The sequence below is a fragment of the Pseudomonas sp. Van50 genome, assembly GCF_055390755.1.
On sequence record NZ_AP024343.1, the window covers coordinates 1,453,889 to 1,475,615 of the forward strand.

The 21,727-nt window shown below is 59.6% G+C and carries 28 protein-coding genes and 1 pseudogene; 21 read left to right on the forward strand and 8 right to left on the reverse strand.

Annotation, left to right across the window (positions count from 1 at the left end; translation table 11 throughout):
- Positions 1-58: 58 nt before the first annotated feature.
- From ACZ5M5_RS06325 to recX, 16 genes and pseudogenes are all read left to right on the forward strand, one after another.
- Positions 59-568 (forward strand): phage baseplate assembly protein V, encoded by a 510-nt coding sequence (locus ACZ5M5_RS06325; protein WP_060738958.1) that lies wholly within the window; start codon positions 59-61, stop codon positions 566-568.
- On the forward strand, positions 568-966 hold the full coding sequence (locus ACZ5M5_RS06330; protein ID WP_072387841.1) for a phage GP46 family protein: 399 nt from the start codon (positions 568-570) through the stop codon (positions 964-966). The genes ACZ5M5_RS06325 and ACZ5M5_RS06330 overlap by 1 nt, the downstream gene beginning before the upstream one ends.
- A complete protein-coding gene (locus ACZ5M5_RS06335) occupies positions 956-1,996 on the forward strand; it encodes a baseplate J/gp47 family protein (RefSeq protein ID WP_464738782.1) in 1,041 nt (346 codons plus the stop codon). Before ACZ5M5_RS06330 ends, ACZ5M5_RS06335 begins: the two co-directional genes overlap by 11 nt.
- Entirely contained in the window at positions 1,984-2,583 is a 600-nt protein-coding gene (locus ACZ5M5_RS06340) for a YmfQ family protein (RefSeq protein WP_060738955.1), read from the forward strand. Before ACZ5M5_RS06335 ends, ACZ5M5_RS06340 begins: the two co-directional genes overlap by 13 nt.
- Positions 2,584-2,593: 10 nt before the next feature.
- Positions 2,594-3,756: pseudogene (locus ACZ5M5_RS06345) on the forward strand (phage tail protein).
- Entirely contained in the window at positions 3,753-4,262 is a 510-nt protein-coding gene (locus tag ACZ5M5_RS06350) for a phage tail protein (RefSeq protein ID WP_464738783.1), read from the forward strand. The pseudogene ACZ5M5_RS06345 and the gene ACZ5M5_RS06350 overlap by 4 nt, the downstream one beginning before the upstream one ends.
- Before the next feature lie 33 nt (positions 4,263-4,295).
- On the forward strand, positions 4,296-4,898 hold the full coding sequence (locus ACZ5M5_RS06355; protein WP_464738784.1) for a hypothetical protein: 603 nt from the start codon (positions 4,296-4,298) through the stop codon (positions 4,896-4,898).
- Positions 4,898-5,203 (forward strand): gp53-like domain-containing protein, encoded by a 306-nt coding sequence (locus tag ACZ5M5_RS06360; protein WP_404942919.1) that lies wholly within the window; start codon positions 4,898-4,900, stop codon positions 5,201-5,203. The genes ACZ5M5_RS06355 and ACZ5M5_RS06360 overlap by 1 nt, the downstream gene beginning before the upstream one ends.
- 9 nt (positions 5,204-5,212) lie before the next feature.
- Positions 5,213-5,932, forward strand: coding sequence for a tail fiber assembly protein (locus ACZ5M5_RS06365; protein ID WP_060738951.1), 720 nt, complete (start codon positions 5,213-5,215; stop codon positions 5,930-5,932).
- 105 nt (positions 5,933-6,037) lie between these two features.
- Positions 6,038-6,949, forward strand: a complete 912-nt coding sequence (locus ACZ5M5_RS06370) for a gp53-like domain-containing protein (RefSeq protein WP_060738950.1) — start codon at positions 6,038-6,040, stop codon at positions 6,947-6,949.
- A 7-nt stretch (positions 6,950-6,956) separates the two neighbouring features.
- On the forward strand, positions 6,957-7,394 hold the full coding sequence (locus ACZ5M5_RS06375; protein WP_177431706.1) for a phage tail assembly chaperone: 438 nt from the start codon (positions 6,957-6,959) through the stop codon (positions 7,392-7,394).
- Between the two features lie 24 nt (positions 7,395-7,418).
- Positions 7,419-7,982 (forward strand): glycoside hydrolase family 19 protein, encoded by a 564-nt coding sequence (locus ACZ5M5_RS06380; protein WP_464738785.1) that lies wholly within the window; start codon positions 7,419-7,421, stop codon positions 7,980-7,982.
- Complete coding sequence (locus ACZ5M5_RS06385) at positions 7,964-8,500, forward strand: lysis system i-spanin subunit Rz (protein ID WP_060738948.1); 537 nt, start codon at positions 7,964-7,966, stop codon at positions 8,498-8,500. The genes ACZ5M5_RS06380 and ACZ5M5_RS06385 overlap by 19 nt, the downstream gene beginning before the upstream one ends.
- 71 nt (positions 8,501-8,571) lie before the next feature.
- Complete coding sequence (locus ACZ5M5_RS06390; protein WP_103308739.1) at positions 8,572-9,072, forward strand: CinA family protein; 501 nt, start codon at positions 8,572-8,574, stop codon at positions 9,070-9,072.
- Between the two features lie 83 nt (positions 9,073-9,155).
- Positions 9,156-10,208, forward strand: a complete 1,053-nt coding sequence (gene recA / locus ACZ5M5_RS06395; RefSeq protein ID WP_003198351.1) for a recombinase RecA — start codon at positions 9,156-9,158, stop codon at positions 10,206-10,208.
- Between the two features lie 8 nt (positions 10,209-10,216).
- Positions 10,217-10,684 (forward strand): recombination regulator RecX, encoded by a 468-nt coding sequence (recX, locus tag ACZ5M5_RS06400; protein ID WP_053118941.1) that lies wholly within the window; start codon positions 10,217-10,219, stop codon positions 10,682-10,684.
- Between the two features lie 46 nt (positions 10,685-10,730).
- Here recX and ACZ5M5_RS06405 read toward each other — a convergent pair whose 3' ends face one another.
- Complete coding sequence (locus tag ACZ5M5_RS06405; protein WP_464738786.1) at positions 10,731-11,849, reverse strand: LOG family protein; 1,119 nt, start codon at positions 11,847-11,849, stop codon at positions 10,731-10,733.
- Between the two features lie 454 nt (positions 11,850-12,303).
- Here ACZ5M5_RS06405 and ACZ5M5_RS06410 point away from each other — a divergent pair, with 454 nt between their 5' ends.
- Positions 12,304-12,498 (forward strand): hypothetical protein, encoded by a 195-nt coding sequence (locus tag ACZ5M5_RS06410; protein WP_003198357.1) that lies wholly within the window; start codon positions 12,304-12,306, stop codon positions 12,496-12,498.
- Here ACZ5M5_RS06410 and ACZ5M5_RS06415 read toward each other — a convergent pair whose 3' ends face one another.
- Positions 12,499-12,921, reverse strand: coding sequence for a quorum-sensing-regulated virulence factor family protein (locus tag ACZ5M5_RS06415; RefSeq protein WP_003198359.1), 423 nt, complete (start codon positions 12,919-12,921; stop codon positions 12,499-12,501). It lies immediately after the preceding gene.
- A gap of 184 nt (positions 12,922-13,105) precedes the next feature.
- On the opposite strand from ACZ5M5_RS06415, the gene ACZ5M5_RS06420 reads away from it, so the two are divergent.
- The 3 genes from ACZ5M5_RS06420 to ACZ5M5_RS06430 all read left to right on the forward strand — a co-directional run bounded on the left by ACZ5M5_RS06420 (position 13,106) and on the right by ACZ5M5_RS06430 (position 15,154).
- Positions 13,106-13,852: a tRNA-uridine aminocarboxypropyltransferase gene (locus tag ACZ5M5_RS06420; RefSeq protein WP_103311209.1), complete on the forward strand. Its 747-nt coding sequence runs from the start codon at positions 13,106-13,108 to the stop codon at positions 13,850-13,852.
- A gap of 213 nt (positions 13,853-14,065) precedes the next feature.
- Positions 14,066-14,719, forward strand: coding sequence for a response regulator transcription factor ErdR (gene erdR, locus ACZ5M5_RS06425; RefSeq protein WP_060738944.1), 654 nt, complete (start codon positions 14,066-14,068; stop codon positions 14,717-14,719).
- A gap of 72 nt (positions 14,720-14,791) precedes the next feature.
- Complete coding sequence (locus tag ACZ5M5_RS06430) at positions 14,792-15,154, forward strand: diacylglycerol kinase (protein WP_053118952.1); 363 nt, start codon at positions 14,792-14,794, stop codon at positions 15,152-15,154.
- A 4-nt stretch (positions 15,155-15,158) separates the two neighbouring features.
- On the opposite strand, the gene ACZ5M5_RS06435 is transcribed toward ACZ5M5_RS06430, so the two are convergent.
- The gene (locus ACZ5M5_RS06435; RefSeq protein WP_024617637.1) at positions 15,159-16,085 is read right to left on the reverse strand and encodes a LysR family transcriptional regulator; all 927 of its coding nucleotides are present in this window, start codon (positions 16,083-16,085) and stop codon (positions 15,159-15,161) included.
- Positions 16,086-16,206: 121 nt separating this feature from the next.
- Between ACZ5M5_RS06435 and fpr the strand changes: the two genes are divergently transcribed.
- Positions 16,207-16,986, forward strand: a complete 780-nt coding sequence (fpr, locus tag ACZ5M5_RS06440) for a ferredoxin-NADP reductase (protein ID WP_003184787.1) — start codon at positions 16,207-16,209, stop codon at positions 16,984-16,986.
- Positions 16,987-17,189: 203 nt separating this feature from the next.
- Here fpr and tsaA read toward each other — a convergent pair whose 3' ends face one another.
- The 5 genes from tsaA to rimO form a co-directional block, all read right to left on the reverse strand.
- On the reverse strand, positions 17,190-17,888 hold the full coding sequence (tsaA, locus tag ACZ5M5_RS06445) for a tRNA (N6-threonylcarbamoyladenosine(37)-N6)-methyltransferase TrmO (RefSeq protein WP_464738787.1): 699 nt from the start codon (positions 17,886-17,888) through the stop codon (positions 17,190-17,192).
- Between the two features lie 204 nt (positions 17,889-18,092).
- Entirely contained in the window at positions 18,093-18,554 is a 462-nt protein-coding gene (locus ACZ5M5_RS06450) for a YehS family protein (protein WP_053182473.1), read from the reverse strand.
- Positions 18,555-18,613: 59 nt separating this feature from the next.
- Entirely contained in the window at positions 18,614-19,324 is a 711-nt protein-coding gene (locus ACZ5M5_RS06455; RefSeq protein WP_103311297.1) for an rRNA pseudouridine synthase, read from the reverse strand.
- Positions 19,325-19,406: 82 nt separating this feature from the next.
- Positions 19,407-19,880, reverse strand: coding sequence for a GNAT family N-acetyltransferase (locus ACZ5M5_RS06460; RefSeq protein ID WP_060738940.1), 474 nt, complete (start codon positions 19,878-19,880; stop codon positions 19,407-19,409).
- Positions 19,881-20,117: 237 nt separating this feature from the next.
- The gene (rimO, locus tag ACZ5M5_RS06465; protein ID WP_464738788.1) at positions 20,118-21,458 is read right to left on the reverse strand and encodes a 30S ribosomal protein S12 methylthiotransferase RimO; all 1,341 of its coding nucleotides are present in this window, start codon (positions 21,456-21,458) and stop codon (positions 20,118-20,120) included.
- Positions 21,459-21,727: the final 269 nt, after the last annotated feature.

A 21,727-nucleotide genomic window follows, 5' to 3' on the forward strand; every position in this document is an offset into this window, starting at 1 on the left:
CAACAGAGATGTTGATCCAAACACCGCGTTCAAGTCCCCGATTCTCAAGGAAACCTCAATGAGCCTACTGACCCGCCTCCTGGCGCGCGGCACTGTCGTGCTCGCCCATTCGGCCACCAAGCTGCAGTCGCTGCAAATGCGCCTCACCGCCGGCGAAGTGAACGACGATATGGAGCACTTCGAACCCTACGGCTTCACCAGCAACCCGCTGGCCGGTGCCGAGGGCATTGCCACGTTCCTGGGGGGCGATCGCTCCCATGCCGTGGTCCTGGTGGTCGCCGATCGCCGCTTCCGTCTCCAGGCCCTGGCCCCCGGCGAAGTGGCGCTCTACACCGACGAAGGCGACAAGCTCCACTTCAAGCGCGGTCGTGTCATCGACATCGAGACTGCAACCCTGAACATCCGCGCCAGTAGCGCGGTGAACATCGACAGCCCGGTCATCAACCACACCGGCAAGATCGTCTCCCAAGGCGACCAGATCGCCGGCGGCATCAGCCAGATCAAACATGTGCATGGCGGCGTACAGGCCGGCAGCGGCCAGACCGGTGCGCCGGCGGGAGGTCAATGATGTTCATCAGCCAGAACCTGCACGCCGCGCTGACCCGCTCGGTGCTGATCAGCCTGTTCACCTGGCGCCGCGCCGCTGACGACGATGCCGTCGATGATGACGAACGTTTCGGCTGGTGGGGCGACACCTTTCCCACCGTTGCCGACGACCGCATCGGCTCGCGGCTGTGGCTGTTGCGCCGGGTCAAGCTGACCCGCCAGACCCAGCTCGACGCCGAATTCTATGCCCGCGAAGCCTTGCAATGGCTGATCGATGACGGCCACTGCAGCGCCATCGACATCATCAGCGAACGCCTCGACGCCCAGCGCTTGAACCTGCGCACGGTCCTGACCCTGGCCGACGGCGAGCGCCTGGACATCAACCCCGATAACAGTTGGCAGGTGACCTATGCCGTTTGAAACCCCTTCGCTGCCGGTGCTGATCAAACGCGCCCAAAGCGACCTGGCCAGCGATTCGCTGCGCCAGTCCGATGCCCAAGTGCTGGCCCGCACTCTTGGTGGCGCCGCCTACGGCCTGTATGGCTACCTGGACTGGATCGCCGAGCAGATCCTGCCGGACAAAGCCGATGAGTCCACCCTGGAACGCATCGCTGCCCTGCGCCTGAACCAGGCGCGCAAAGCGGCCCAAGTGGCCAGCGGCAATGTCAGCTTCAGCGCTACGGCCGGTGCCGTGCTGGATGTCGATACGCTGCTGCAATCGACCGATGGCCGCACTTATAAAGTGACCACCGCCCGCACCACCAGCAATGGCCTGAACACCGCCACCGTCGCGGCGCTGGAAGCCGGTAGCCTGGGTAATGCCGATGCCGGCCTGGTGCTGACACCGGTGCAGCCGCTTCTGGGCATCGATAATCGCTTCACCGTGCTGGCGCCGGGGCTGACCGGCGGTGTTGCCAGGGAAAGTCTTGAGTCCCTGCGCGCCAGGGTGCTCCGTTCCTATCGCGTGATTCCCCACGGCGGTTCGGCCCAGGACTATGAAACCTGGGCCCTGGAGTGCCCCGGCATCACCCGTGCGTGGTGCCGGGGTAGCTACTTGGGGCCAGGCACCGTCGGCCTGTTCGTGATGCGGGACGACGACCCGCAACCGATCCCCAACGCCGAGCAATTGGAAGAAGTGCGGGCCTACATCGAGCCCTTGCGCCCGGTGACCGCCGAGCTGCACGTGCTGGCGCCGACGCAGGTTCCGGTCAACTACAGGCTGCGCATCACGCCGGACACCAGCGCCGTGCGGGCGGCCATCGAGGCCCAATTGCGCGACTTGCACAATCGTGAAGCCGGCCTCGGCGAAACCCTGTTGTGGAGTCATATCGCTGAAGCCATCAGCAGCGCCACCGGCGAAACCGACCACAAACTCAGTGCGCCAGTCGCCGATGTCGTCGCCGCCAGCAACCAGTTGCTGACGTTCGGAGGTTGCACATGGCAGGAATAAGAACCGCCGAACAGTACCAGGCCCAGCTGCGCAGCCTGCTGCCCAGCGGCCCGGCATGGGATCCGGAGCGCGTGCCGGAACTGGACGACGTGCTGCAAGGCATCGCCCAGGAACTGGCCCGCCTCGACGCCCGTGCCGCCGACCTGCTCAACGAGATGGACCCGGCAGGCGTGAGTGAGCTGGTACCGGACTGGGAGCGGGTGATGAACCTGCCGGATCCGTGCCTCGGGGCCACGCCGTTGTATGACGATCGCCGTCTGGCGGTGCGTCGACGGTTGTTGGCGGTGGGCAGCCAAGCCATTGCCTATTACGTGGAAATCGCCAAGAGCCAGGGTTACCCCAACGCCACCATCACTGAACTGAAGGCGCCGCGCATGGGCCGCGCCCGGTTCGGCGAAGCGCATTTTGGCACCTGGCAGGCGCAATTCATGTGGACCCTCAATACCGGTGGCCGGCTGCTGCTGGGGCGGCGTTTTGGTGCGAGCTATTGGGGGGAGCGTTTTGGCGTCAATCCGGGCTCGGCCCTGGAATGCCTGATTCACCGCAGTGCACCGGCGCATACCAAGGTTCACATCAATTATGACTAGGGAGTAGACGATGGATTATCCGAAAAGTGTGCCCAGCGCCGGGCTGGTGAGTGGGAAGTTCGTGGATGAAAACCCGCTGACCGGGACGCCGGGGTCGTTGATTCCGGCGGCTTGGGGAAACGGGGTGACACAGGAAATCGTGAATGTCATCAAGGCGGGAGATCTGACGCCAGATGAAACCCAGAACGATCAGCTGCTCGAGGCGATTCAGTCGGTCACCGCCAAGGGCTGGAACCAGGACCTCGCGCTTCCGATCACCGCCTTGCCGCTGCCGACGATTGCAACAGCGGACGCCCGCCTGGCGATAACGCCAACGGCACTGTCAACCAGCGGCGGCCGTGTCTCGATTCCGGCGGGTGTGTACATCAGCATTGGACAAGAGGTGGTGAGTGGACGGTTGGGGCGATCACGTACCTACGTGACGGCGGCTTGGAGCAGCGCCGATTTATTGCCCAGCGCCAGTTATTTTCTACGCGCACAGGTCATCGGCGGTGTGCTGACCTTCTATATGCAGCGTGGAAGCCTGTATGACCTTTCGCCGGAGTCCTTGAAGGGTACGGTCAACGGAGCGTCCGGCGGCGGCTTTGCGTCCACCTCCCTGGACATGTGCCTGGCCTGGGTCATGACCGGGGCGCCAGGTTCCTTGCCAACGATTCGCACGATTTACAACCGTGCTCAATTGACCTGGACGCAAACGGTGAATGGCACTGGAGTGGTGTATCTGCCGCTGGATCCGCATGCGCGTGCGGCGCGGCTTGTGGCGGGGAATCCGACACCCTCTCCGAGTGCCGTGACTTCGCTGGCGTTCGTTCAGGCCGGGTGGATTGGGGGCAACTACAGCTATCTGTCTCCCGTCGCGACAACACCCGGCAACAATCCCGGGGGTGGACAAACCCCGCCAGTCCGTCCATGTGCGTGCTGTTCTCCAGTAACGTCGTCAATGACGTGAGCGTCTCCACGGTCACGGCCAGTTTTGACCATACACAGCTGCGTTCGCTTTGGCAGTCGTACCAGGCCGAGCACACACTCGGCGCAACCAATGCCGATAGCGACGAATTGCTATTGAGCATGGGAATCAAGGGGCACCAGGCATTGACGGATTACAGCGTGGGTATCGCCGTCAACTTTACCAATGCAATCAATGTTCACCTGTCCTGGGAGCTGATCCGATGAAAGTCATTCAAGAACTGCACCAGTACGAAGATGGACTTCGCCCGCCTGCACCTTCGTCCGCCCATACCTGGGAGGACGGTACTTGGGTACTTAGCGAAGAGAATGCCGCCGAGCATTTACGCCAGGATGCCGAACGCCTGTGCGCCAAGGTCGATACCGCTGCCGACAACGCCCGTCGCACGATGGCCGGAGATCCGTTGCGGGCCCTGGAATACCAACAAGCCGCCCTCGAAGCGCAGGCCTTCAAGGATCAGGGCTACCCGAAAAAAGCCGTTCCGTTGTCGGTTTCTGCCTGGGTCGTAAAAGGGCGCACAGCCAGGCAGGCGGCGGATCAGATTCTCGCCAAGGCCGCTGAGTTTGAAGCGAACCTGCTGGCGCTTCGCGAACTGCGCCTCAAGGCCAAGGCGCAGATTCGCGCGCACATGGCCAAAGGCAAGGCGGATCTTGCGCGCCAAGTCGCTGATGAGGTGCTTGTGGCCATTCGTGAACTCCACCTCTTCGCGTGATTTCTTTCTTCCTTTCGATATAGAGAAACAAATATGGATTATCCAAAGAGCGTTCCCAGCGCAGGGCTGGTGAATGGGAAGTTTGTCGACGAAAATCCTTTGATGGGGACGCCAGGTTCGTTGATCCCTGCACGATGGGGGAATTCGGTTACAGACGAAGTATTGAATGTTATCGACGAAGCAGGACTCAACCCGAATGAGGCGGATTCCACGCAGCTCATTCAAGCCATCCGACGTCTCAATCAGGCTGGTAGTGAGAATCACGCACAGGATAACGGCGCCGCGAATATCTACACCGTCGCCTACCTGCCTGCTTTGTCCACACTGGTTGATGGAATGGTTTTGCGCTTCAAGGCGAAAACCGCCAACACAGGCGCCAGTACATTTTCACCTAACGATTTATCTGCCAAACCTATTGTTGGCCTCGCCTTGTCTGCTCTTCAGGCTGGTGAGATTGTTGCGAATGGCATGTGCAGTGTCGTTTGGTCAGCGACTTTGGATAAGTGGGTATTGTTGAGTTGTACGGGGGGGGAACAAAGGCCACTACCACCAGTGTCGGTCTTGCCAGATTCGGTACCTCAGCCGAGCAATTGGCAGGTTTACTTACAACGGTTATGTCCAACCCTTCAGGGGTGATGGCTCTCCTGACCGCATGGTTTCCGAGAAGAGCTTTTGCTGTTAATGATTATGTTCGCATCCCAGACGTGCCAGGGGGGCTTATAGTTCAGTGGGGAGAGGCCACGTCAACAGCGGCTACTCATACGGTGAACTGGCCAATTGCGTTTCCTAATGCGGTACGCCAGGCAATTGCGTTTGACCAAACTAATGGGATACCGGTATTCACTATTTCCACTGATCCTACCGCGCTGTCCAATTCTTCGGGTCGGTTTGTTTCGTCGGGAACATTTGGACTTTATGGCTTTTTTGCCATCGGGAATTAAGGAGTCGCTATGTACTATTCGAGTTCAGTCAACGGTTTCATTCCTGCTGCTTGGAAGTCTGATGGGACTTATCTGATTGAAGACTGGCCTACGGATGCCATTCTTTTGACTGAGAAAGAGCTAAACACCTATGCTAGGAAACCACCACCCGAAGGCAAGCAACTGGGGTTTGAAAATGGGCGTCCAGTCTGGATCGATGCCCCCTCACTTCCTCCGTTAACCCGCGAGGGAGTCGAAGCACTACGACTTCGAGCCTATGCCGATCCACTAGCCGGTAGCGACCGTTATTTCTCTGAGGTCCAGCGAATGCGGGCGATGGATATAGAAGGTTGGGAAGTTGTACTTGATTTAGGCGTTGCTCGCTATGAGGCGATTCAAAATCAATATCCCTGGCCTACCGAATTAAGCAATTTGCCGGGTATGCACACCGTCGAGTCTCGCCCGGATAATCTCGATGTCTGGGGGGATAACATTCGGGTATTTGACGAGCCGCTACAACTGGCTGACCTCAAGCGAGAAGCCTTGGCAAAACGCGAAAAACTGTTGCTGGAGGCTGTTCAGAAAGTTGCCCTCTTTCAGTACGCCGAAGACATTGGCGACGCCACTGACCAGGAACAGCTGATGTTGATGGAGTGGAAACTCTACAGCGTTGAATTGAATCGCATCCAGCATCAGGTCGGTTTTCCAACCGATATCGACTGGCCTGTCATGCCTGAGCCTGCTGCTTAAGCAATCGCCAGAAAATTCTCAATTTCCCGTGCCACCGCCGAATGAACAACAGGTGAGGTTTTTTATCGCCTTCATTTTGGTCGCTGGCTAATCAGGAGCGAAAATTTGGATTACCCAAAAAGTGTGCCTAGTGCGGGTCTGTCGAACGGCAGGTTTGTGGACGAAGATCCCTTGGCGGGTAAGCCGGGGTCCTTGATCCCCGCCAGTTGGGGCAACGGTGTGACGCAGGAATTACTCAATGTCATTCAAGCCGCCGGGATAGCGCCGTCGGAAGCCCTCTCCAACCAATTGCTTACAGCCTTGCGGGGGAGCGGGTTGTTTCTCACCGCGCCGCTATTCGATAACAGCCGGGCCGTCGCAACGACTGAATACGTACTCCGCCGAGGGGTGCAATATGGTGGGTTCGATGTCTACAACACCGGTGCGACATTGACAGTATCGGATGTTGGCGGAGTTGCCAGTTTCGCCAGTAACACACCGGTTACCGCCAGACTGCCGGCTACCGCCGAAATTATACAGGGCGCCACAGTGACGATTGTCAATGCGGGAACCGGCATGGTCACCGTTTCAACGGCATCCGCTATTGATGTGCTATGCGCGTCGAATGGTGCGCAGGGGGCAATCACTATTGGTCTGGGCGAAACGGCGGAGTTCATTAAACTCACTAACCAATGGCGTCTTATTGGCGGTACTGTTGCCTTGAAGTATTCGGCCATGTCCATTTCGTCATTGCAACCCAATGGCTGGAAGCGCACGCCTGATGCAACGAGTCCGACGGGATATGTTATCGAGCAGTGGGGCATTTCTTCCAGCGGAGCGGATGCCAACGGCGTTATCGTAACGTTTCCAATGTCCTTCCCTAATGCCGTCAGAAACATTGTAGTGACCGATGGAGGCCCCACTTGTGCGTCTTTTGGAGTCTCCACAGGCTCGCTGAGCCAATTCAGGCTTTATGGGCGGGACTACAATGGCGCCTATTCAAATTGGACTGGATTATGGCGAGCGATAGGTTATTGAGGGGGAGATGAATATGTTGATTTATTACGCTCAATCCACGGGCGGGTTTTACAACTCTATCGATCACGCTAACAATCTTCCTGAAGACGCGATCAAGATCACCGATGAAGAATATAGAGCGTTATTTGCCGCACCCTTTCTGAACAAATGTATCGAGTCGGACGCCAAAGGTCGTCCGGTGCTCTCGGATATGTCCGTTAATGAGCTCACGGTACGAGCGACCAGTGAAAAGAATTGGCGTGATGCATTGCTCACAGCAACCGACCGCCTCATAGCGAGAGATCGCGACGAAATGGATGACGGTGGCGGTACGACGCTGGACCAAACACAGTACACGCAGCTTCAGGCTTATCGCCGGGCTATGAGGGATTGGCCACAGGATGAGCACTTTCCAGCCACTGAACATCGTCCGGTTGCGCCGTCCTGGCTGGCCGGACATCTTTGATCATGCACTTGCGATGACCTGAACATGGATCTTACGCAGCAGCAACTCATCAACATCATGCCCGACGCCCGCGCCCAAGCGGGCGTTTTTATTTCCGCGCTAAACACCGCGATGTCCCGCTATCGTATCGACACACCCAAACGCATGGCCGCGTTCCTGGCCCAGGTCGGTCATGAGTCGGGGCAATTGCGTTATGTCCGCGAGCTGGGCAGTGAGCAATATCTGAGCAAGTACGATACCGGAACCCTGGCCGTTCGCCTGGGCAACTCACCCCAGGCCGACGGTGACGGCCAGAAATATCGTGGCCGAGGACTGATCCAGATTACCGGCCGCGACAATTACCTTCGTTGCAGTCAGGGCCTGTTTGGCGACGCGCGTCTGCTGACGTTGCCGCAGTTGCTGGAGCAACCGCAATGGGCCGCTGAATCCGCGGCGTGGTTCTGGGAGCAGAACGGCTTGAACGAACTGGCCGACCGCGATCAATTCAACACCATCACCCGCCGTATCAACGGTGGTTTGAATGGCTTGGAGGCGCGCCTGCAACTCTGGGCGCGGGCGAGGGTGGTGTTATGCCAGTCTTCGGCCTGATGCCTTTTTCTGCTCGTACCCTTGGCATTGTCGTTTTACTGACAGTGTTGGCGGGTGGTCCGGCAATGCTCGCGTGGCGACTCCAGGATTGGCGTTATGGCCAACAATTGGCGCAATTGGCACAAGCCCAGACTGCGACGTTGAGTCAGATAAGCCAGGCGGCCGCGATGCAGCAAAAGGCCGAGCGGGACAAACGCCTCGCCCTTGAGCAACAACTCTCCACCAGCGAACAAACCCATTACCGAGCCTTGAGCGATGCCCAACGTGACCAGGATCGCCTGCGCGATCGCCTTGCTACTGCCGATGTCCGGCTGTCAGTCCTCCTCGACGCCAACGATGTTGCCGCCGGTTGTGCAGTGCCTGCCGCCACCGGCGCCGGCGGCCTGGATCATGGCGCCCCACGCGCCCGACTTGACCCGGCGCATGCTCAACGAATTATCGCCATCACCGACGCCGGTGATCGCGGACTGATTGCCTTGCAGGCCTGTCAGGCCTATATCAGAGCGCTGGGTCGGTAATCCGGCGAGCCTTGCAAGCGTCGACTGCTCGTGTACGGTAGGCCTCAATCGTGGGGAATCAGGAGAGCACCATGGACGACATTACCGAACTGGCCGCTGAATTGGGCAGACGCCTGCAGTTGCTCAATGCCCACGTCACCACGGCCGAGTCCTGTACGGGCGGCGGGATTGCCGAGGCGATTACCCGGATTCCGGGGAGTTCCGCCTGGTTCGAGGCCGGTTATGTCACCTATTCCAATCGCCAGAAAAGCCAGCAACTGGAGGTGCCGGCCCAGTTGTTCGAGAAGGTCGGGGCGGTCAGCCGCGAGGTGGTCGAGGCCATGGCACAAGGCGCCCAGCGCAAAAGCCTGGCGCGTTTTGCCGTGGCGGTCAGCGGGGTGGCCGGGCCGGATGGGGGTTCGCCGAGCAAACCGGTGGGCACCGTATGGCTCGCCTGGGCCGTTGGCCAGACGCTGATCAGCGAGCAGCGCTTCTTTGCAGGCAACCGCGACGAGGTCCGCCGACAAACGGTGAAGGCCGCGCTAGAGGGGCTGCTGCAACATGCCGCTGTAGAAATCTCAAATCAGGGGTAGGCGATCCTCAATCGCTGTGGAATAATACTGGCTACTTATACAGGTGTTGGCCGTCAGGCCTTATTGATTACGTGAGGACTTTAATGGACGACAACAAGAAGAAAGCCTTGGCTGCGGCCTTGGGTCAGATCGAACGTCAATTCGGCAAGGGTGCCGTAATGCGTATGGGCGATCAGGACCGTCAGGCTATTCCTTCCATCTCCACCGGCTCCCTGGGCCTGGACATTGCGCTTGGCATCGGCGGTCTGCCAAAGGGCCGAATCGTTGAAATCTACGGTCCTGAGTCTTCCGGTAAAACCACACTGACCCTGTCCGTGATCGCCCAGGCCCAAAAAGCCGGCGCGACCTGCGCCTTCGTCGACGCCGAACACGCCCTGGACCCGGAATACGCCGGCAAACTGGGCGTCAATGTCGACGACCTGCTGGTTTCCCAGCCGGACACCGGCGAGCAGGCCCTGGAAATCACCGACATGCTGGTGCGTTCCAACGCGGTCGACGTGATCATCGTCGACTCCGTGGCGGCACTGGTGCCAAAGGCTGAAATCGAAGGTGAAATGGGCGACATGCACGTGGGCCTCCAGGCTCGCCTGATGTCCCAGGCCCTGCGCAAGATCACCGGTAACATCAAGAACGCCAACTGTCTGGTGATCTTCATCAACCAGATCCGTATGAAGATCGGCGTGATGTTCGGCAGCCCGGAAACCACCACCGGTGGTAACGCACTGAAGTTCTACGCCTCGGTTCGCCTCGACATCCGCCGTACTGGCGCGGTGAAAGAAGGTGATGAGGTTGTCGGCAGCGAAACCCGCGTCAAGGTCGTGAAGAACAAGGTGGCTTCGCCGTTCCGTCAGGCCGAGTTCCAGATTCTTTACGGCAAGGGCATCTACCTCAATGGCGAGATGATCGACCTGGGTGTGTTGCACGGTTTCGTCGAGAAGTCGGGCGCCTGGTATGCCTACAACGGCACCAAGATCGGTCAGGGCAAGGCCAACTCGGCCAAGTTCCTGGCGGATAACCCGGAAGTCGCCGCTGCTCTCGAGAAGCAATTGCGTGACAAGCTGTTGAGCCCGGTTGCAGACGTCAAGTCCGTGGCTAATCGCGAGACTGCTGACGATCTGGCTGACGCTGACATCTGATCGATCCCATGACCGCCGTACTCGATACCCTCGTCGCGGTGCGGCGAACCGCGATGGACCTGCTCGCCAGGCGCGAGCACGGTCGGGTCGAGCTGACGCGTAAACTGCGTCAGCGCGGCGCGCCCGATGAATTGATCGACACGGCCCTCGACCGTTTGACTGAAGAGGGCCTGCTGTCTGAATCCCGTTACCTGGAAAGCTTCGTCGCTTATCGCGCCCGCTCCGGCTACGGTCCTTTGCGCATTCGTGAGGAGCTGGGCCAGCGCGGTTTGCAACGCCCGGATATCGAACTCGCCTTGCGCGAAAGCGGTATCGATTGGCAGGAGCAACTGACGGACACCTGGCGTCGCAAGTTCTCCGGACATTTGCCCATCGATGCACGAGAGCGAGCCAAGCAAGGGCGTTTCCTGGCGTACCGAGGCTACTCCATGGAAATGATCAACCGCTTGTTCAGCGGTCGCGGCATGGATGATTAAATAAAAACGGCCCGCTATTTCGATAGCGGGCCGTTTTTTTATGGGCTCAGGTTACCTTGATCGGCTCCCAGGTAAGGGGATGGGTCTGTGGGGTGGGTTGGGCCCAGTTTTCCGGCAGGTTGATGTAGTCCACCAACTCCCTCAAACGACCATGATTGCGGGCGTTGAAGGTGAACGTCAGGCGTGTCAGGTGACTGAACCGGGCCTCGTCGTGCTCTTCACCGTCGTAGTCATGTTGATGAAAACAGTCGTTCAGGCACAGGTCGGCGAAATCTACCTGCATCTGCTGCAGTGCCTGTTCGCTTAGCTTGTGATTCATGCGGATCACGAACTGATGCTTGAGCCAGCGACTGGAGTGGAAGTTGCGGTAGAACTGATTGATCTCCTCCACGGCCTCTTCGGCGTTGTACACCAGGCGCATGAGCTTCATGTCGGTGGGCAGGATGTAGCGATTTTCTTCCAACTGCTCGCGGATAAAGTCCAGGGCGCTTTGCCAGAACTTGCCCCCGGGAACATCCAGCAGGACCACCGGTACCAGTGGGCTTTTACCGGTCTGGACCAGCGTCAGGACTTCCAGCGCCTCATCAAGTGTGCCGAAACCGCCAGGGCAGAGCACCAGTGCATCGGCCTCCTTGACGAAAAACAGCTTGCGGGTGAAGAAGAAGTGGAACGGCAGCAGGTTCGACGTGCCTTCGACGGTCGGGTTTGCGTGCTGTTCGAAAGGCAGGGTGATATTGAATCCGAGGCTATGGTCACGCCCCGCGCCTTCATGGGCAGCGGCCATGATGCCACCGCCGGCACCGGTGATGACCATCATGTCCGAGCGGGCCAGCGAAGCGCCCAACTCTCGGGCCAGGCCGTACAGCGGATGTTCGATAGGCGTTCGGGCCGAGCCGAAAACCGTGACCTTGCGCCGGCCCTTGAATTGTTCGAGCGTACGGAAGGCGTGTTCCAATTCCCTCAGGGTCTGCAACGTGATCTTGGCATTCCAGCGGTTGTGATCTTCCTGGGCCATGCGCAGCACAGTCAGGATCATGTCTCGGTAAATGGGGAGGTTGGGGCTGTTGGGAGACACCAGGTTGAGTTGTTCTTCGACCTTGCGGGTGAGGTCGTGGCCGTGGTTCTCAAAATGACGACTGAGCAGGTCATTCGGTTTATAAGGCATTCAACTTCTCCTTCTTAACAAAACCCTGGCCCGGATGAGAGATTCATCAGGGCCACGACACCTCGTGTGTCGTCGTCAGCCCAGGCAGCGGCCTGGAGGTTGACCTGGCTTGACGCGGTCTGCAGCACGGCGACCAAGCCATCCAGCGGGTTCTGTTTTTCCCTTTTGATGAAAACAAGCACGCCAAGGTGTTGGCCGGGCAGCCTCTTTCTGCCCGATGCAAATACTCAGAATACTTCTGAATCTAGCCGATCTTTGCTGTCCTGATCATGGCGCTCAAAAGTGACCGTTGGCAACCGCTGGATAAGTGCACCGCAATATAGCACCGCTCGTCAGATTGCCGGCCGGGTGTGTGCCGCTCTGATTTACTGATAACAAGCGTACCAATGCAATTTGGCGCTCAGGGCTGGTGCTACGTGATGGATTGAAGCGGACGGGCATGGAGGCGGGAGAGATGACCAGGGTGACTCTGGAGCTCGACAGGCAGTTGTACTTGATGCTGTTGGAATCGGCGCAGGCCAATCGGGTGAGTCTTGAGGAGGAATGCTGTCGTCGACTGGGAGGGCGGGCATGGCGCTCGCGCTACCTGCAGGCGCTGGTAGCGGAATTGCGCGCCGACGATGAACAGAGGCGCGCAAGCTCGGGTTGATTACTTCTTCGTCTTGGCGGGTTTCGGGCAATCCGATTCCTGGAAGCGCTCGGTCGCGACCGGGCGGTTGGTCTTAACCTCGGTGAATTCGTAGCGCATTGTCGCGCCCTTGGCCATCAACTTGCGGAAGCCCGGATTGGTGCACACCGTGGAGCCCAGCTGGAAATACACGGCCTTGGGGTCTGCGCGCATTTTCTGGGCATGGCTGCTTTGCACGCTGAGGTGGTTGATCAGCTCGGTGCCTTCGACGGTATACCCCTGGTCTAGGATGTCTTCGTTGATCGCCCGTGGCGTACCGACGCTACTTTCCTTGGCAACGTTCTGCAGCATCTTGTTCAGTTCGAGTTCTTTCAGCGAGGCAGCCTGAGCGCTGAAGGACGTCGCCAGCAGAACGGCAACGGTAGGGACGATAAGGCGCAGCATGAAACTCTCCTGGTTCAGTGACTGGTGGTTCGACCGATCACATGACTGTGCGTTCAGTGGCCGGGGATTATAGGGGAGCCTGGGTGGACGGTACAGGCTCGTGCGCTCTGGTAGACTGCCGGCCTTTATTGCCCTGCCGAGTGTTGTTCGTGTCGAGTTTTCCTGTCTGTCGGCGTCGCCCACGATGAATCACGCCCCTAACGCCGTAGCCCGCCTGCGCGACCAGCGCATCGATGAAGGGATCAGGCCGATCCAGGCCCGAGGCTGGCGCGCCCCCCGTTGCAGCGCCTGTCGGGTGATCGAGAGCCATTGCCTGTGCGCCTGGCGTCCGAGCGTCGAAACCCGTTCCGGGGTCTGCCTGATCATGACCAACAAGGAAGTGTTCAAGCCGAGCAACACCGGTTGGCTGATCGCCGATGTGGTGCGTGACAACCATGCGTTCATCTGGTCGCGCACCGAGGTCGATGAGCAACTGCTGGCGTTGCTGAACGATCCGCAATGGCAGCCGTACCTGGTGTTTCCGGGTGAATACGTCGAGCCATCGCGGGTCACCCACACGGTGGACCTCGATCAGTCCAAGCGCCCGTTGTTCATTCTGCTGGACGCGACCTGGACAGAGGCGCGGAAGATTTTCCGTAAGAGCCCGTATTTCGACCGGCTGCCGATCCTGAGCCTGCTGCCCGACAAACTGTCGCGCTACCGTTTGCGTCGTTCGACCCGTAGCGAGCACCTGTGCACTGCGGAAGTGGCGGCGTTGTGTCTGGAGCTGGCGGGGGACAGCGACGCCGCGTCGGCCCTGGAGGCCTATTTCGATGTGTTCAGCCAGCATTACCTGGGCGCCAAGGGCCAGCAGGAGGTCAACGTGTCGACCCCGGCCCATGCCGAGTTGCAACCCTTCATTCGTACGCCGCACACGGTATTGGCTCAATAGTGGCCCATACTGGACTCAGGGGCGGCCGTGCTGCTTGACCACCCCGGCTTCGCTGGGCATGCTTGGCGCCGACCAGGGCGCCGACCGTATTTGAAACGTCATGTTTGGCGTTGCACGTGCCCCTGTGGATGCCGCCGCAGGGCGGTGTCTTGAGTTGTCTTGGCGAGGCGCGAATGCATCGGGCCTGCCATTAAAAACAGGATCATTTGAAAAATGGCCACATACGAAATCCTGATTGCCGATGACCACCCGCTCTTTCGCAGCGCGTTGCATCAGGCGGTGACCCTGGGCCTTGGCCCGGATGTCCGATTGACGGAGGTGGCCAGTATCGCCGAACTGGAGGTCCAGTTGACGGCGAAGTCCGATTGGGACCTGGTGCTGCTGGATCTGAACATGCCCGGTGCCTATGGTTTTTCAGGGCTGGTGCTGTTGCGCGGCCAATACCCGCAGATCCCCGTGGTCATGGTCTCGGCCCAGGAAGAAGCGTCAGTGATGGTCAAGGCCCGGGAGTTCGGCGCCAGTGGTTTCATCCCCAAGTCCAGCTCCCTTGAAATGATTCAAAAGGCCGTGAAGGCGGTCCTGGACGGCGATGTCAGCTGGCCACCCCAGGCGTTTGAAGCCGTGAGCGTGTCCGAAGAGGCCAAGGCCGCCAGCGCGGGCCTGGCCAGCCTCACGCCGCAGCAGTTTCGGGTGTTGACCATGGTCTGCGAAGGCCTGCTGAACAAGCAGATTGCCTATGAATTGAACGTGTCGGAGGCCACTATCAAGGCCCACGTCACGGCGATCTTCCGTAAACTGAACGTACGCACCCGGACCCAGGCGGCCCTGCTGCTGCAACAACTTGAGTCAATTTCGCCGCCGGCTTAGTGTTCGGGTTCACGCTTTTTTGACCGGGTTTGAATTAGTTTCTCCACTCCTTTTCGATCAGTTGCTCACTCTATGTCACCTTTTAAAGGCCAGACCGGCCTGAAACGCATCCTCAACGCCTCCGGCTATTCCTTGGACGGGCTGCGCGCGGCTTTTGTCGGCGAAGCGGCTTTCCGTCAGTTGGTGTTGCTCAACGTCGTATTGATTCCGTTGTCGTTCTTCCTGAACGTCAGCCGTGTCGAACAGGCGCTGCTGATTGCCGTGTGCCTGCTGGCATTGATCGTGGAATTGCTCAACTCGGCGGTGGAGGCGGCCATCGACCGCATCTCCCTGGAGCTGCACCCATTGTCGAAAAACGCCAAGGACATGGGCAGCGCTGCCCAGTTCGTCGCCCTGACGATGATCGCGTTGGTGTGGGGCCTGATTCTGCTGTAACGGTTCAGGCAATGGCCGGTAGCACGATTTCGTCGCTGCGCTGGGCCCCGGCGGTGAACGCCCGGCACAATTCGAGAAATTCGCGCATGGCCGAGGTCTGGTACTTCTGTTTGTGCCAGATGAAATAGAACTGCCGCGCCAGGTCCATGTCCGGTGTTTCCACCGCGACGAGGCTGCCGCGGCGGAAGGCGTCGCGCAGGGCCAGGCGTGAGATGCAGCCAATACCGAGGCCGGATTCAACGGCGCGCTTGATCGCTTCGGTGTGTTCCAGCTCCAGGCGGATATTCAATGCGCTGCGGTGGTGGCGCATGGCCTGGTCGAAAGTCAGTCGCGTGCCCGAACCCTGTTCCCGCAGAATCCAGGCTTCATGGGTCAATTCTTCCATGGTCGCCTGGCCGCGTTTGGCCAGCGGGTGTTGAGGGGCGCAGAACACCACCAGTTCGTCCTCGACCCAGCTTTGCACTTCGATGTCCGGATGGCTGCAGTCGCCTTCGATTAGACCCAGATCAATTTCATAGTGGGCAACCTGGTGCACGATATTGGCAGTGTTCTGCACATGCAGCTTCACCTGGCTTTCCGGATGGCGCTGCATGAACCCGCCGATCAACAAGGTCGCCAGGTAATTGCCGATGGTCAGCGTCGCACCGACCGCCAGTGAGCCGAAACCGGACTTGCCATTGAGCAGGTCTTCGATCTCCTTGGCCTGGTCCAGCAGCGCCACTGCCTGGGGCAGCAGCTGTTTGCCCAGGGCATTGAGGCTCAGGCGTTTGCCGGCACGGTCGAACAGCTGGCAGCTCGATTGCCGCTCCAGTTCGGTGATGGAGGTGCTGGCCGCCGACTGCGACAGGTTGAGTTGGCCCGCAGCGCGAGACACGCTTTCTTGCTGGGCGACGGCGACGAAGACTTGAAGTTGACGTAGAGTAAATCGCATATCGATATAACCGATAACCCTTATCTTAATAATCCATTTAACAGATATTGTCGCCGCCATTAGAATGCGATGCAATTGCGCAGATTATCGGCGCAGGCATCATTCCCAGGAGTCCCCGTACATGAGCAACATGAACCACGAGCGTGTCCTCAGTGTTCATCACTGGAACGACACTCTGTTCAGCTTCAAGTGCACCCGCGATCCGGGCCTGCGCTTCGAGAACGGTCAGTTCGTGATGATCGGCCTGCAACAGCCCAACGGCCGCCCGCTTATGCGCGCTTACTCGATTGCCAGCCCGAACTGGGAAGAGCATCTCGAATTCTTCAGCATCAAGGTGCCCGATGGTCCGCTGACTTCCCAGTTGCAGCACCTGAAGGAAGGCGACGAGATCATCATCAGCAAGAAACCCACCGGCACCCTGGTGCTGGACGATCTCAAGCCTGGCAAGCATTTGTACCTGCTCAGCACTGGTACCGGCCTGGCGCCGTTCATGAGCGTCATCCAGGATCCGGAAACCTATGAGCGTTTCGAAAAAGTGATCCTGTGCCACGGCGTGCGTTACGTCAATGAAGTCGCTTACCGCGAATTCATCACCGAGCACTTGCCGCAGAACGAGTTCTTTGGCGAAGCCCTGCGTGACAAGCTGATCTACTACCCGACCGTGACGCGCGAGCCGTTCGAGAACGAAGGCCGCCTGACCGACCTGATGCGCAGTGGCAAGCTGTTCCGCGACATCGGCCTGCCACCGATCAATCCGCAGGACGACCGCGCGATGCTGTGCGGCAGCCCGAGCATGCTCGACGAGACCAGTGAAGTGCTTAACAGCTTCGGCCTGACCGTTTCGCCGCGTATGCGCGAGCCGGGTGACTACCTGATCGAGCGGGCGTTTGTAGAGAAGTAAGCTGTTGTGGCGACTGATAGATCGCCATCGCGAGCAAGCTCGCTCCCACAAGGGATGTTCATTGAACACAGATTCTCTGTTCACAACAGACCCAGTGTGGGAGCGAGCTTGCTCGCGATGGCAGCGACTCGGTCCAACTGACTGAGCATAAAAAAGCCCGCGCCGCCTGATAAAGGCCGCGCGGGCTTTTTCGTTCCCGGGTTTTATCTACCGGCAGGAAAGACTTCCAATACCCGGATCACCCCCGGTTGCGGGTAATGCCAGCGAACGTCCACATCCCAGAACTGCGCACCGTATTCCCGTTCGGCTGTGGGCATCTGGTACGCCGGGCGCGGGTCTTGGGCCAGGCATTGTTCGATCAGCTCCACCAACGGCTCTTCCAGGCGCGTGGCGTGCTCGTGTGCTTGAACCAGGGCGGTGTCCGCCCATTGCACCGCAATCAACTCAGGCGCGGCGCTGGCGATGCGGTTGGAGGCCGAGGGGATGATATCGGCGTAGGGCACGTAGGGCTTGATGTCGAGCACCGGCGTGCCGTCCAGCAAATCGATACCCGAGAGCCACAGGCGCCCGGTTTCGACCCGTTCCAGCTTCACCACCGACTGGCCAATGCCGTTGGGGCGATGGGTGGCGCGGGTGGCGAACACGCCCATGGACTTGTTGCCGCCCAGGCGTGGCGGTCGCACTTTCAAGCGTGGCTTGTCCTCCAGCGCCTGGTGGAACAGGAACAGCAGCCAGACATGGCTGACCTGCTCCAGGCCTTGCACCGCCTCGCCCTGGTCGAACGGCGCCACCAGCTCCAGCACACCGCGTGCGGCCGGAGCCAGTTGCGGTTGGCGGGGGATGGCGAACTTCTCCTTGAAGCAGGAGCGGACGAAGCCGATGGGAGAGACGCTGTAGGTCATGGATTGGGATCGAGGCGAGATGGAGAGGGCATGATAACGCGAGAGCTGAAATCGACACGGTCCTCTGTGGCGAGGGAGCTTGCTCCCGCTGGGCTGCGAAGCAGCCCCCGGTGTTGTCTGACACACCGCGAGGGGACGCTGCGCGTCCAGCGGGAGCAAGCTCCCTCGCCACAAAAGCCCGCAGGATTCAGCTGTCCTTCAAAGTCAGCCGCGAACGCGCAGCGTCAGGCCCTTGAGGAAGTTGCGCAGTAATTGGTCGCCGCACGGGCGGTAGTTGGTGTGGCCGAACTTGCGGAACAGCGCGCTCAGTTCCGGCTTGGACACCGGGAACTCGGCGGCCTTGAGGATGGCGTGCATGTCGTCTTCCTTCAGCTCGAAGGCCACCCGCAGTTTCTTGAGGATGATGTTGTTGGTCACCGGCACTTCGATCGGCTGCGGCGGACGGCTTTCGTCCTTGCCACGCTTGAAGATCACCAGCCCATCGAGAAAATGCGCCATGACCTCGTCAGGGCAGAACACAAAGCCTTCTTCCTCGTCTTTCTTGAGGTAGCCCGCCAGGTCCGCCAGGGAGACGTCCAGGCCGCCCAGCTTGATGATCTCGATGACTTTCTTGTCGCTGATGTCGAGCATGTAGCGCACGCTGCGCAGTACGTCGTTGTGAATCATGTGTGCAGTCCTGATCAATCGGCAGTGGGCGCCTGCGTTCGGTGCGGCGCCGGAAAAAATTAGAATTTCTCTTTGGCAGACAGGTAGCGCCACTGGCCCAGCGGCACCTTGCCGATGGACACGCCGCCGATGCGGATGCGGCGAATGGCGACGACCTTGAGCCCGACCGCCTGGCAGAACAGAGCGATCACGCCGGGCTGCGGGTTTTTCATGGCAAAGCGCAGGCGGTTCTCGTTCTGCCAGCTGGCCTTGACTGCCGGCAGCTCCTTGCCCTTGTAGGTCAAGCCATGGTTCAGGCGATTGAGGCCATGGGCGACCATGTCGCCTTCGACTTCCACCACGTATTCCTGCTCGATCTTGGCGGCGTCGGCAGTGAGCTTGCGCAAGATCTTCCAATCCTGGGTGAACACCAGCAGCCCGCTCGCGTTGGCTTGCAGGTCGGCACTGGCGGTCAGGCGCAGGAAATGGCCCTTGAGCGGCCGCTTGCCGAAGCGATGTTCTTCGCTCAGGGTCTGCGGGCCAAGGGAGGCCATCGCGGTGTCTGCGTCCATGCCGGCCGGGACGTTCAGCAGGAGTGTCACCGGCTCTGGCGCGGTGGCCTTGGCCTCGGCGTCGAGTTCGACCTTCTGGGTCGTTACCTTGAACTGCGGCTCGTCGATCACTTCGCCATCCACGGTGACCCAGCCGCCCTCGATGAACAGCTCAGCCTCGCGACGGGAACAGCCGACGAGTTCGATGAGGCGTTTGGAGAGACGAATCGGGTCAGTCATGACGGGGGCCGTAACAAAAAGAGGGTGGGCATTGTACCTGCCTGGGGCGGTTAATCGCGGGTCCATTTGCCTCATGCAGCTTTTAGCCGCGTCCGGCCTTCAGGTCGGGCTGCTTGTAGCGCATGTGCAGCAGTGGGTAGGGCTGGTTCATGCCATCTTTTGCCGAGCGCCCGACCACTTCGAAGCCTTGCTTGAGGTAAAAGCCCAAGGCTTGCGGGTTCTGTTCGTTGACGTCCAGTTGATCGGCGTTCAGCTGTTCCATGGCATAGCGCAGCAACAGCTTGCCCAGGCCCTGGCCACGGTGTTGCGGGTCGATGAAGAGCATCTCGACCTTGCCAGCCGCGACACCGGCGAAACCGGTGATCCGCTGGCGCGCGTCCCGGGTGCAAATGAGCATCACCGCATCCAGGTAGCGGGTGAGCACCAGGTTTTTCAGCAGTTCGATGTAGCTGTCTGGCAGAAACTCATGGGTGGCCCGCACCGAGGCTTCCCAAACCTGGGTCAGTTCCTGGTAATCGCTCGGTTTCGGTGTATGGATGACCGAATGCTGGCGCATGTCCGCCTGTTCCTTGTGCTGGATGTGCTGGGTTTCTCCATACGATAGCCGTAAAAAAGCCCCGCATCCTGTGAGGATGGCGAGGCTTTTCAATTTTTCGGCGATGAAAGAACTTGTGGGAGCCGAGCTTGCTCGCGATAGCGTCGTGTCAGCCAACATTCATGCTGATTGATGCACCGCTATCGCGAGCGAGCTCGGCTCCCACAGGTATTGCAGCAGCCTGTAAAGCGCGGCAGATCAACCGATCTGTTCAGCCCACAAGTCATACTCATCGGCATCGGTCACCTTGCACCAGACCTTGTCCCCTGGCTTGAGGTTGTTGCCGTTGTCGATGAAGACGTTGCCGTCGATTTCCGGCGCGTCGAAGAAGCAGCGGCCCACGGCGCCTTGCTCGTCGACTTCATCCACCAGCACTTCGATTTCACGGCCGATGCGCATTTGCAGGCGCGCCGAGCTGATGGCCTGCTGGTGCGCCATGAAGCGTTCCCAGCGGTCCTGCTTGACGTCGTCCGGCACCACGTCCAGGTCCAGGTCGTTGGCCGGTGCGCCTTCCACAGGGGAATACTGGAAGCAGCCAACGCGGTCGAGCTGGGCTTCGGTCAGCCAGTCCAAGAGGTACTGGAAGTCTTCTTCAGTTTCGCCGGGGAAGCCGACGATGAAGGTCGAGCGGATGATCAGGTCCGGGCAGATTTCGCGCCAGTTCTTGATGCGGGCCAGGGTCTTGTCTTCGAAAGCCGGGCGCTTCATGGCCTTGAGGACTTTCGGGCTGGCGTGCTGGAACGGGATGTCCAGGTACGGCAGGATCTTGCCGGCCGCCATCAGCGGGATCAGTTCGTCGACATGCGGGTACGGGTAAACGTAATGCAGGCGGACCCAGACGCCAAGGGTGCTGAGGGCTTCGCACAGTTCGGTCATGCGGGTTTTCACCGGCGCGCCATTCCAGAAGCCGGTGCGGTATTTCACGTCGACGCCATAGGCGCTGGTGTCCTGGGAGATCACCAGCAGTTCCTTGACGCCGGCCTTGACCAGGCGCTGGGCCTCGTCGAGCACATCGCCCACCGGACGGCTCACCAGCTTGCCGCGCATCGATGGGATGATGCAGAAACTGCAGCTGTGGTTGCAGCCTTCGGAAATCTTCAGGTAGGCGTAGTGGCGCGGGGTCAGCTTGATGCCTTGGGGCGGCACCAGGTCGATCAGCGGGTTGTGGTCCTGGCGCGGTGGCACCACGTCATGCACGGCGTTGACCACCTGCTCGTACTGCTGAGGCCCGGTCACGGACAGCACGCTTGGGTGCACGTTGCGGATGTTGCCTTCTTCCACACCCATGCAGCCGGTGACGATGACCTTGCCGTTTTCCTTGATGGCTTCGCCGATCACTTCCAGGGACTCGGCCTTGGCCGAATCGATGAAGCCGCAGGTGTTGACCACGACCACGTCGGCGTCCTGGTACGTGGACACGACGTCATAGCCTTCCATGCGCAGCTGGGTCAGGATGCGCTCGGAGTCGACCAGAGCCTTCGGGCAACCCAGGGATACGAAGCCAACCTTCGGATTGGCTGGCGCGGTAGTGGTGGACATGTCTAACCTCGGTGTAGGGGGGATCGTCTCTTGCCGAGACAGGGCGCCTGGCGCGCCTCTGATCAAAAAGTGCGCAATTCTATCCAGGGTCGACGCACTTGACCAGCTTTATACCGGGAAATGCGACGAGTGCTGCGCTATGCTTCGCGCCTTTGCGTTCTGGCGATTGCTACAGTCAATAAAACGTCTGTAACAATACGTAAAACAGCGCATGCTGCCGCAACAAAACATAGCGCTTCGTTCAAGAAGCCAGGTCTGGGAAACGGGAG

Bases quoted from the DNA above. Each gene is read 5' to 3' on its own strand.
- ACZ5M5_RS06355 (WP_464738784.1), top strand. From the start codon at position 4,296: ATGGATTATCCAAAGAGCGTTCCCAGCGCAGGGCTGGTGAATGGGAAG.
- ACZ5M5_RS06415 (WP_003198359.1), bottom strand. From the start codon at position 12,921: ATGCTGCGCCTTATCGTCCCTACCGTTGCCGTTCTGCTGGCGACGTCC.
- ACZ5M5_RS06455 (WP_103311297.1), bottom strand. From the start codon at position 19,324: ATGACTGACCCGATTCGTCTCTCCAAACGCCTCATCGAACTCGTCGGC.
- ACZ5M5_RS06385 (WP_060738948.1), top strand. From the start codon at position 7,964: ATGCCAGTCTTCGGCCTGATGCCTTTTTCTGCTCGTACCCTTGGCATT.
- ACZ5M5_RS06450 (WP_053182473.1), bottom strand. From the start codon at position 18,554: ATGATTCACAACGACGTACTGCGCAGCGTGCGCTACATGCTCGACATC.
- erdR (WP_060738944.1), top strand. From the start codon at position 14,066: ATGGCCACATACGAAATCCTGATTGCCGATGACCACCCGCTCTTTCGC.
- tsaA (WP_464738787.1), bottom strand. From the start codon at position 17,888: ATGACCTACAGCGTCTCTCCCATCGGCTTCGTCCGCTCCTGCTTCAAG.
- ACZ5M5_RS06405 (WP_464738786.1), bottom strand. From the start codon at position 11,849: ATGCCTTATAAACCGAATGACCTGCTCAGTCGTCATTTTGAGAACCAC.
- ACZ5M5_RS06420 (WP_103311209.1), top strand. From the start codon at position 13,106: ATGAATCACGCCCCTAACGCCGTAGCCCGCCTGCGCGACCAGCGCATC.
- ACZ5M5_RS06325 (WP_060738958.1), top strand. From the start codon at position 59: ATGAGCCTACTGACCCGCCTCCTGGCGCGCGGCACTGTCGTGCTCGCC.
- ACZ5M5_RS06360 (WP_404942919.1), top strand. From the start codon at position 4,898: ATGGCTCTCCTGACCGCATGGTTTCCGAGAAGAGCTTTTGCTGTTAAT.
- ACZ5M5_RS06350 (WP_464738783.1), top strand. From the start codon at position 3,753: ATGAAAGTCATTCAAGAACTGCACCAGTACGAAGATGGACTTCGCCCG.
- recX (WP_053118941.1), top strand. From the start codon at position 10,217: ATGACCGCCGTACTCGATACCCTCGTCGCGGTGCGGCGAACCGCGATG.
- ACZ5M5_RS06380 (WP_464738785.1), top strand. From the start codon at position 7,419: ATGGATCTTACGCAGCAGCAACTCATCAACATCATGCCCGACGCCCGC.
- ACZ5M5_RS06390 (WP_103308739.1), top strand. From the start codon at position 8,572: ATGGACGACATTACCGAACTGGCCGCTGAATTGGGCAGACGCCTGCAG.
- ACZ5M5_RS06340 (WP_060738955.1), top strand. From the start codon at position 1,984: ATGGCAGGAATAAGAACCGCCGAACAGTACCAGGCCCAGCTGCGCAGC.
- ACZ5M5_RS06410 (WP_003198357.1), top strand. From the start codon at position 12,304: ATGACCAGGGTGACTCTGGAGCTCGACAGGCAGTTGTACTTGATGCTG.
- ACZ5M5_RS06365 (WP_060738951.1), top strand. From the start codon at position 5,213: ATGTACTATTCGAGTTCAGTCAACGGTTTCATTCCTGCTGCTTGGAAG.
- ACZ5M5_RS06435 (WP_024617637.1), bottom strand. From the start codon at position 16,085: ATGCGATTTACTCTACGTCAACTTCAAGTCTTCGTCGCCGTCGCCCAG.
- ACZ5M5_RS06460 (WP_060738940.1), bottom strand. From the start codon at position 19,880: ATGCGCCAGCATTCGGTCATCCATACACCGAAACCGAGCGATTACCAG.
- ACZ5M5_RS06430 (WP_053118952.1), top strand. From the start codon at position 14,792: ATGTCACCTTTTAAAGGCCAGACCGGCCTGAAACGCATCCTCAACGCC.
- ACZ5M5_RS06335 (WP_464738782.1), top strand. From the start codon at position 956: ATGCCGTTTGAAACCCCTTCGCTGCCGGTGCTGATCAAACGCGCCCAA.
- fpr (WP_003184787.1), top strand. From the start codon at position 16,207: ATGAGCAACATGAACCACGAGCGTGTCCTCAGTGTTCATCACTGGAAC.
- recA (WP_003198351.1), top strand. From the start codon at position 9,156: ATGGACGACAACAAGAAGAAAGCCTTGGCTGCGGCCTTGGGTCAGATC.
- ACZ5M5_RS06375 (WP_177431706.1), top strand. From the start codon at position 6,957: ATGAATATGTTGATTTATTACGCTCAATCCACGGGCGGGTTTTACAAC.
- rimO (WP_464738788.1), bottom strand. From the start codon at position 21,458: ATGTCCACCACTACCGCGCCAGCCAATCCGAAGGTTGGCTTCGTATCC.
- ACZ5M5_RS06330 (WP_072387841.1), top strand. From the start codon at position 568: ATGTTCATCAGCCAGAACCTGCACGCCGCGCTGACCCGCTCGGTGCTG.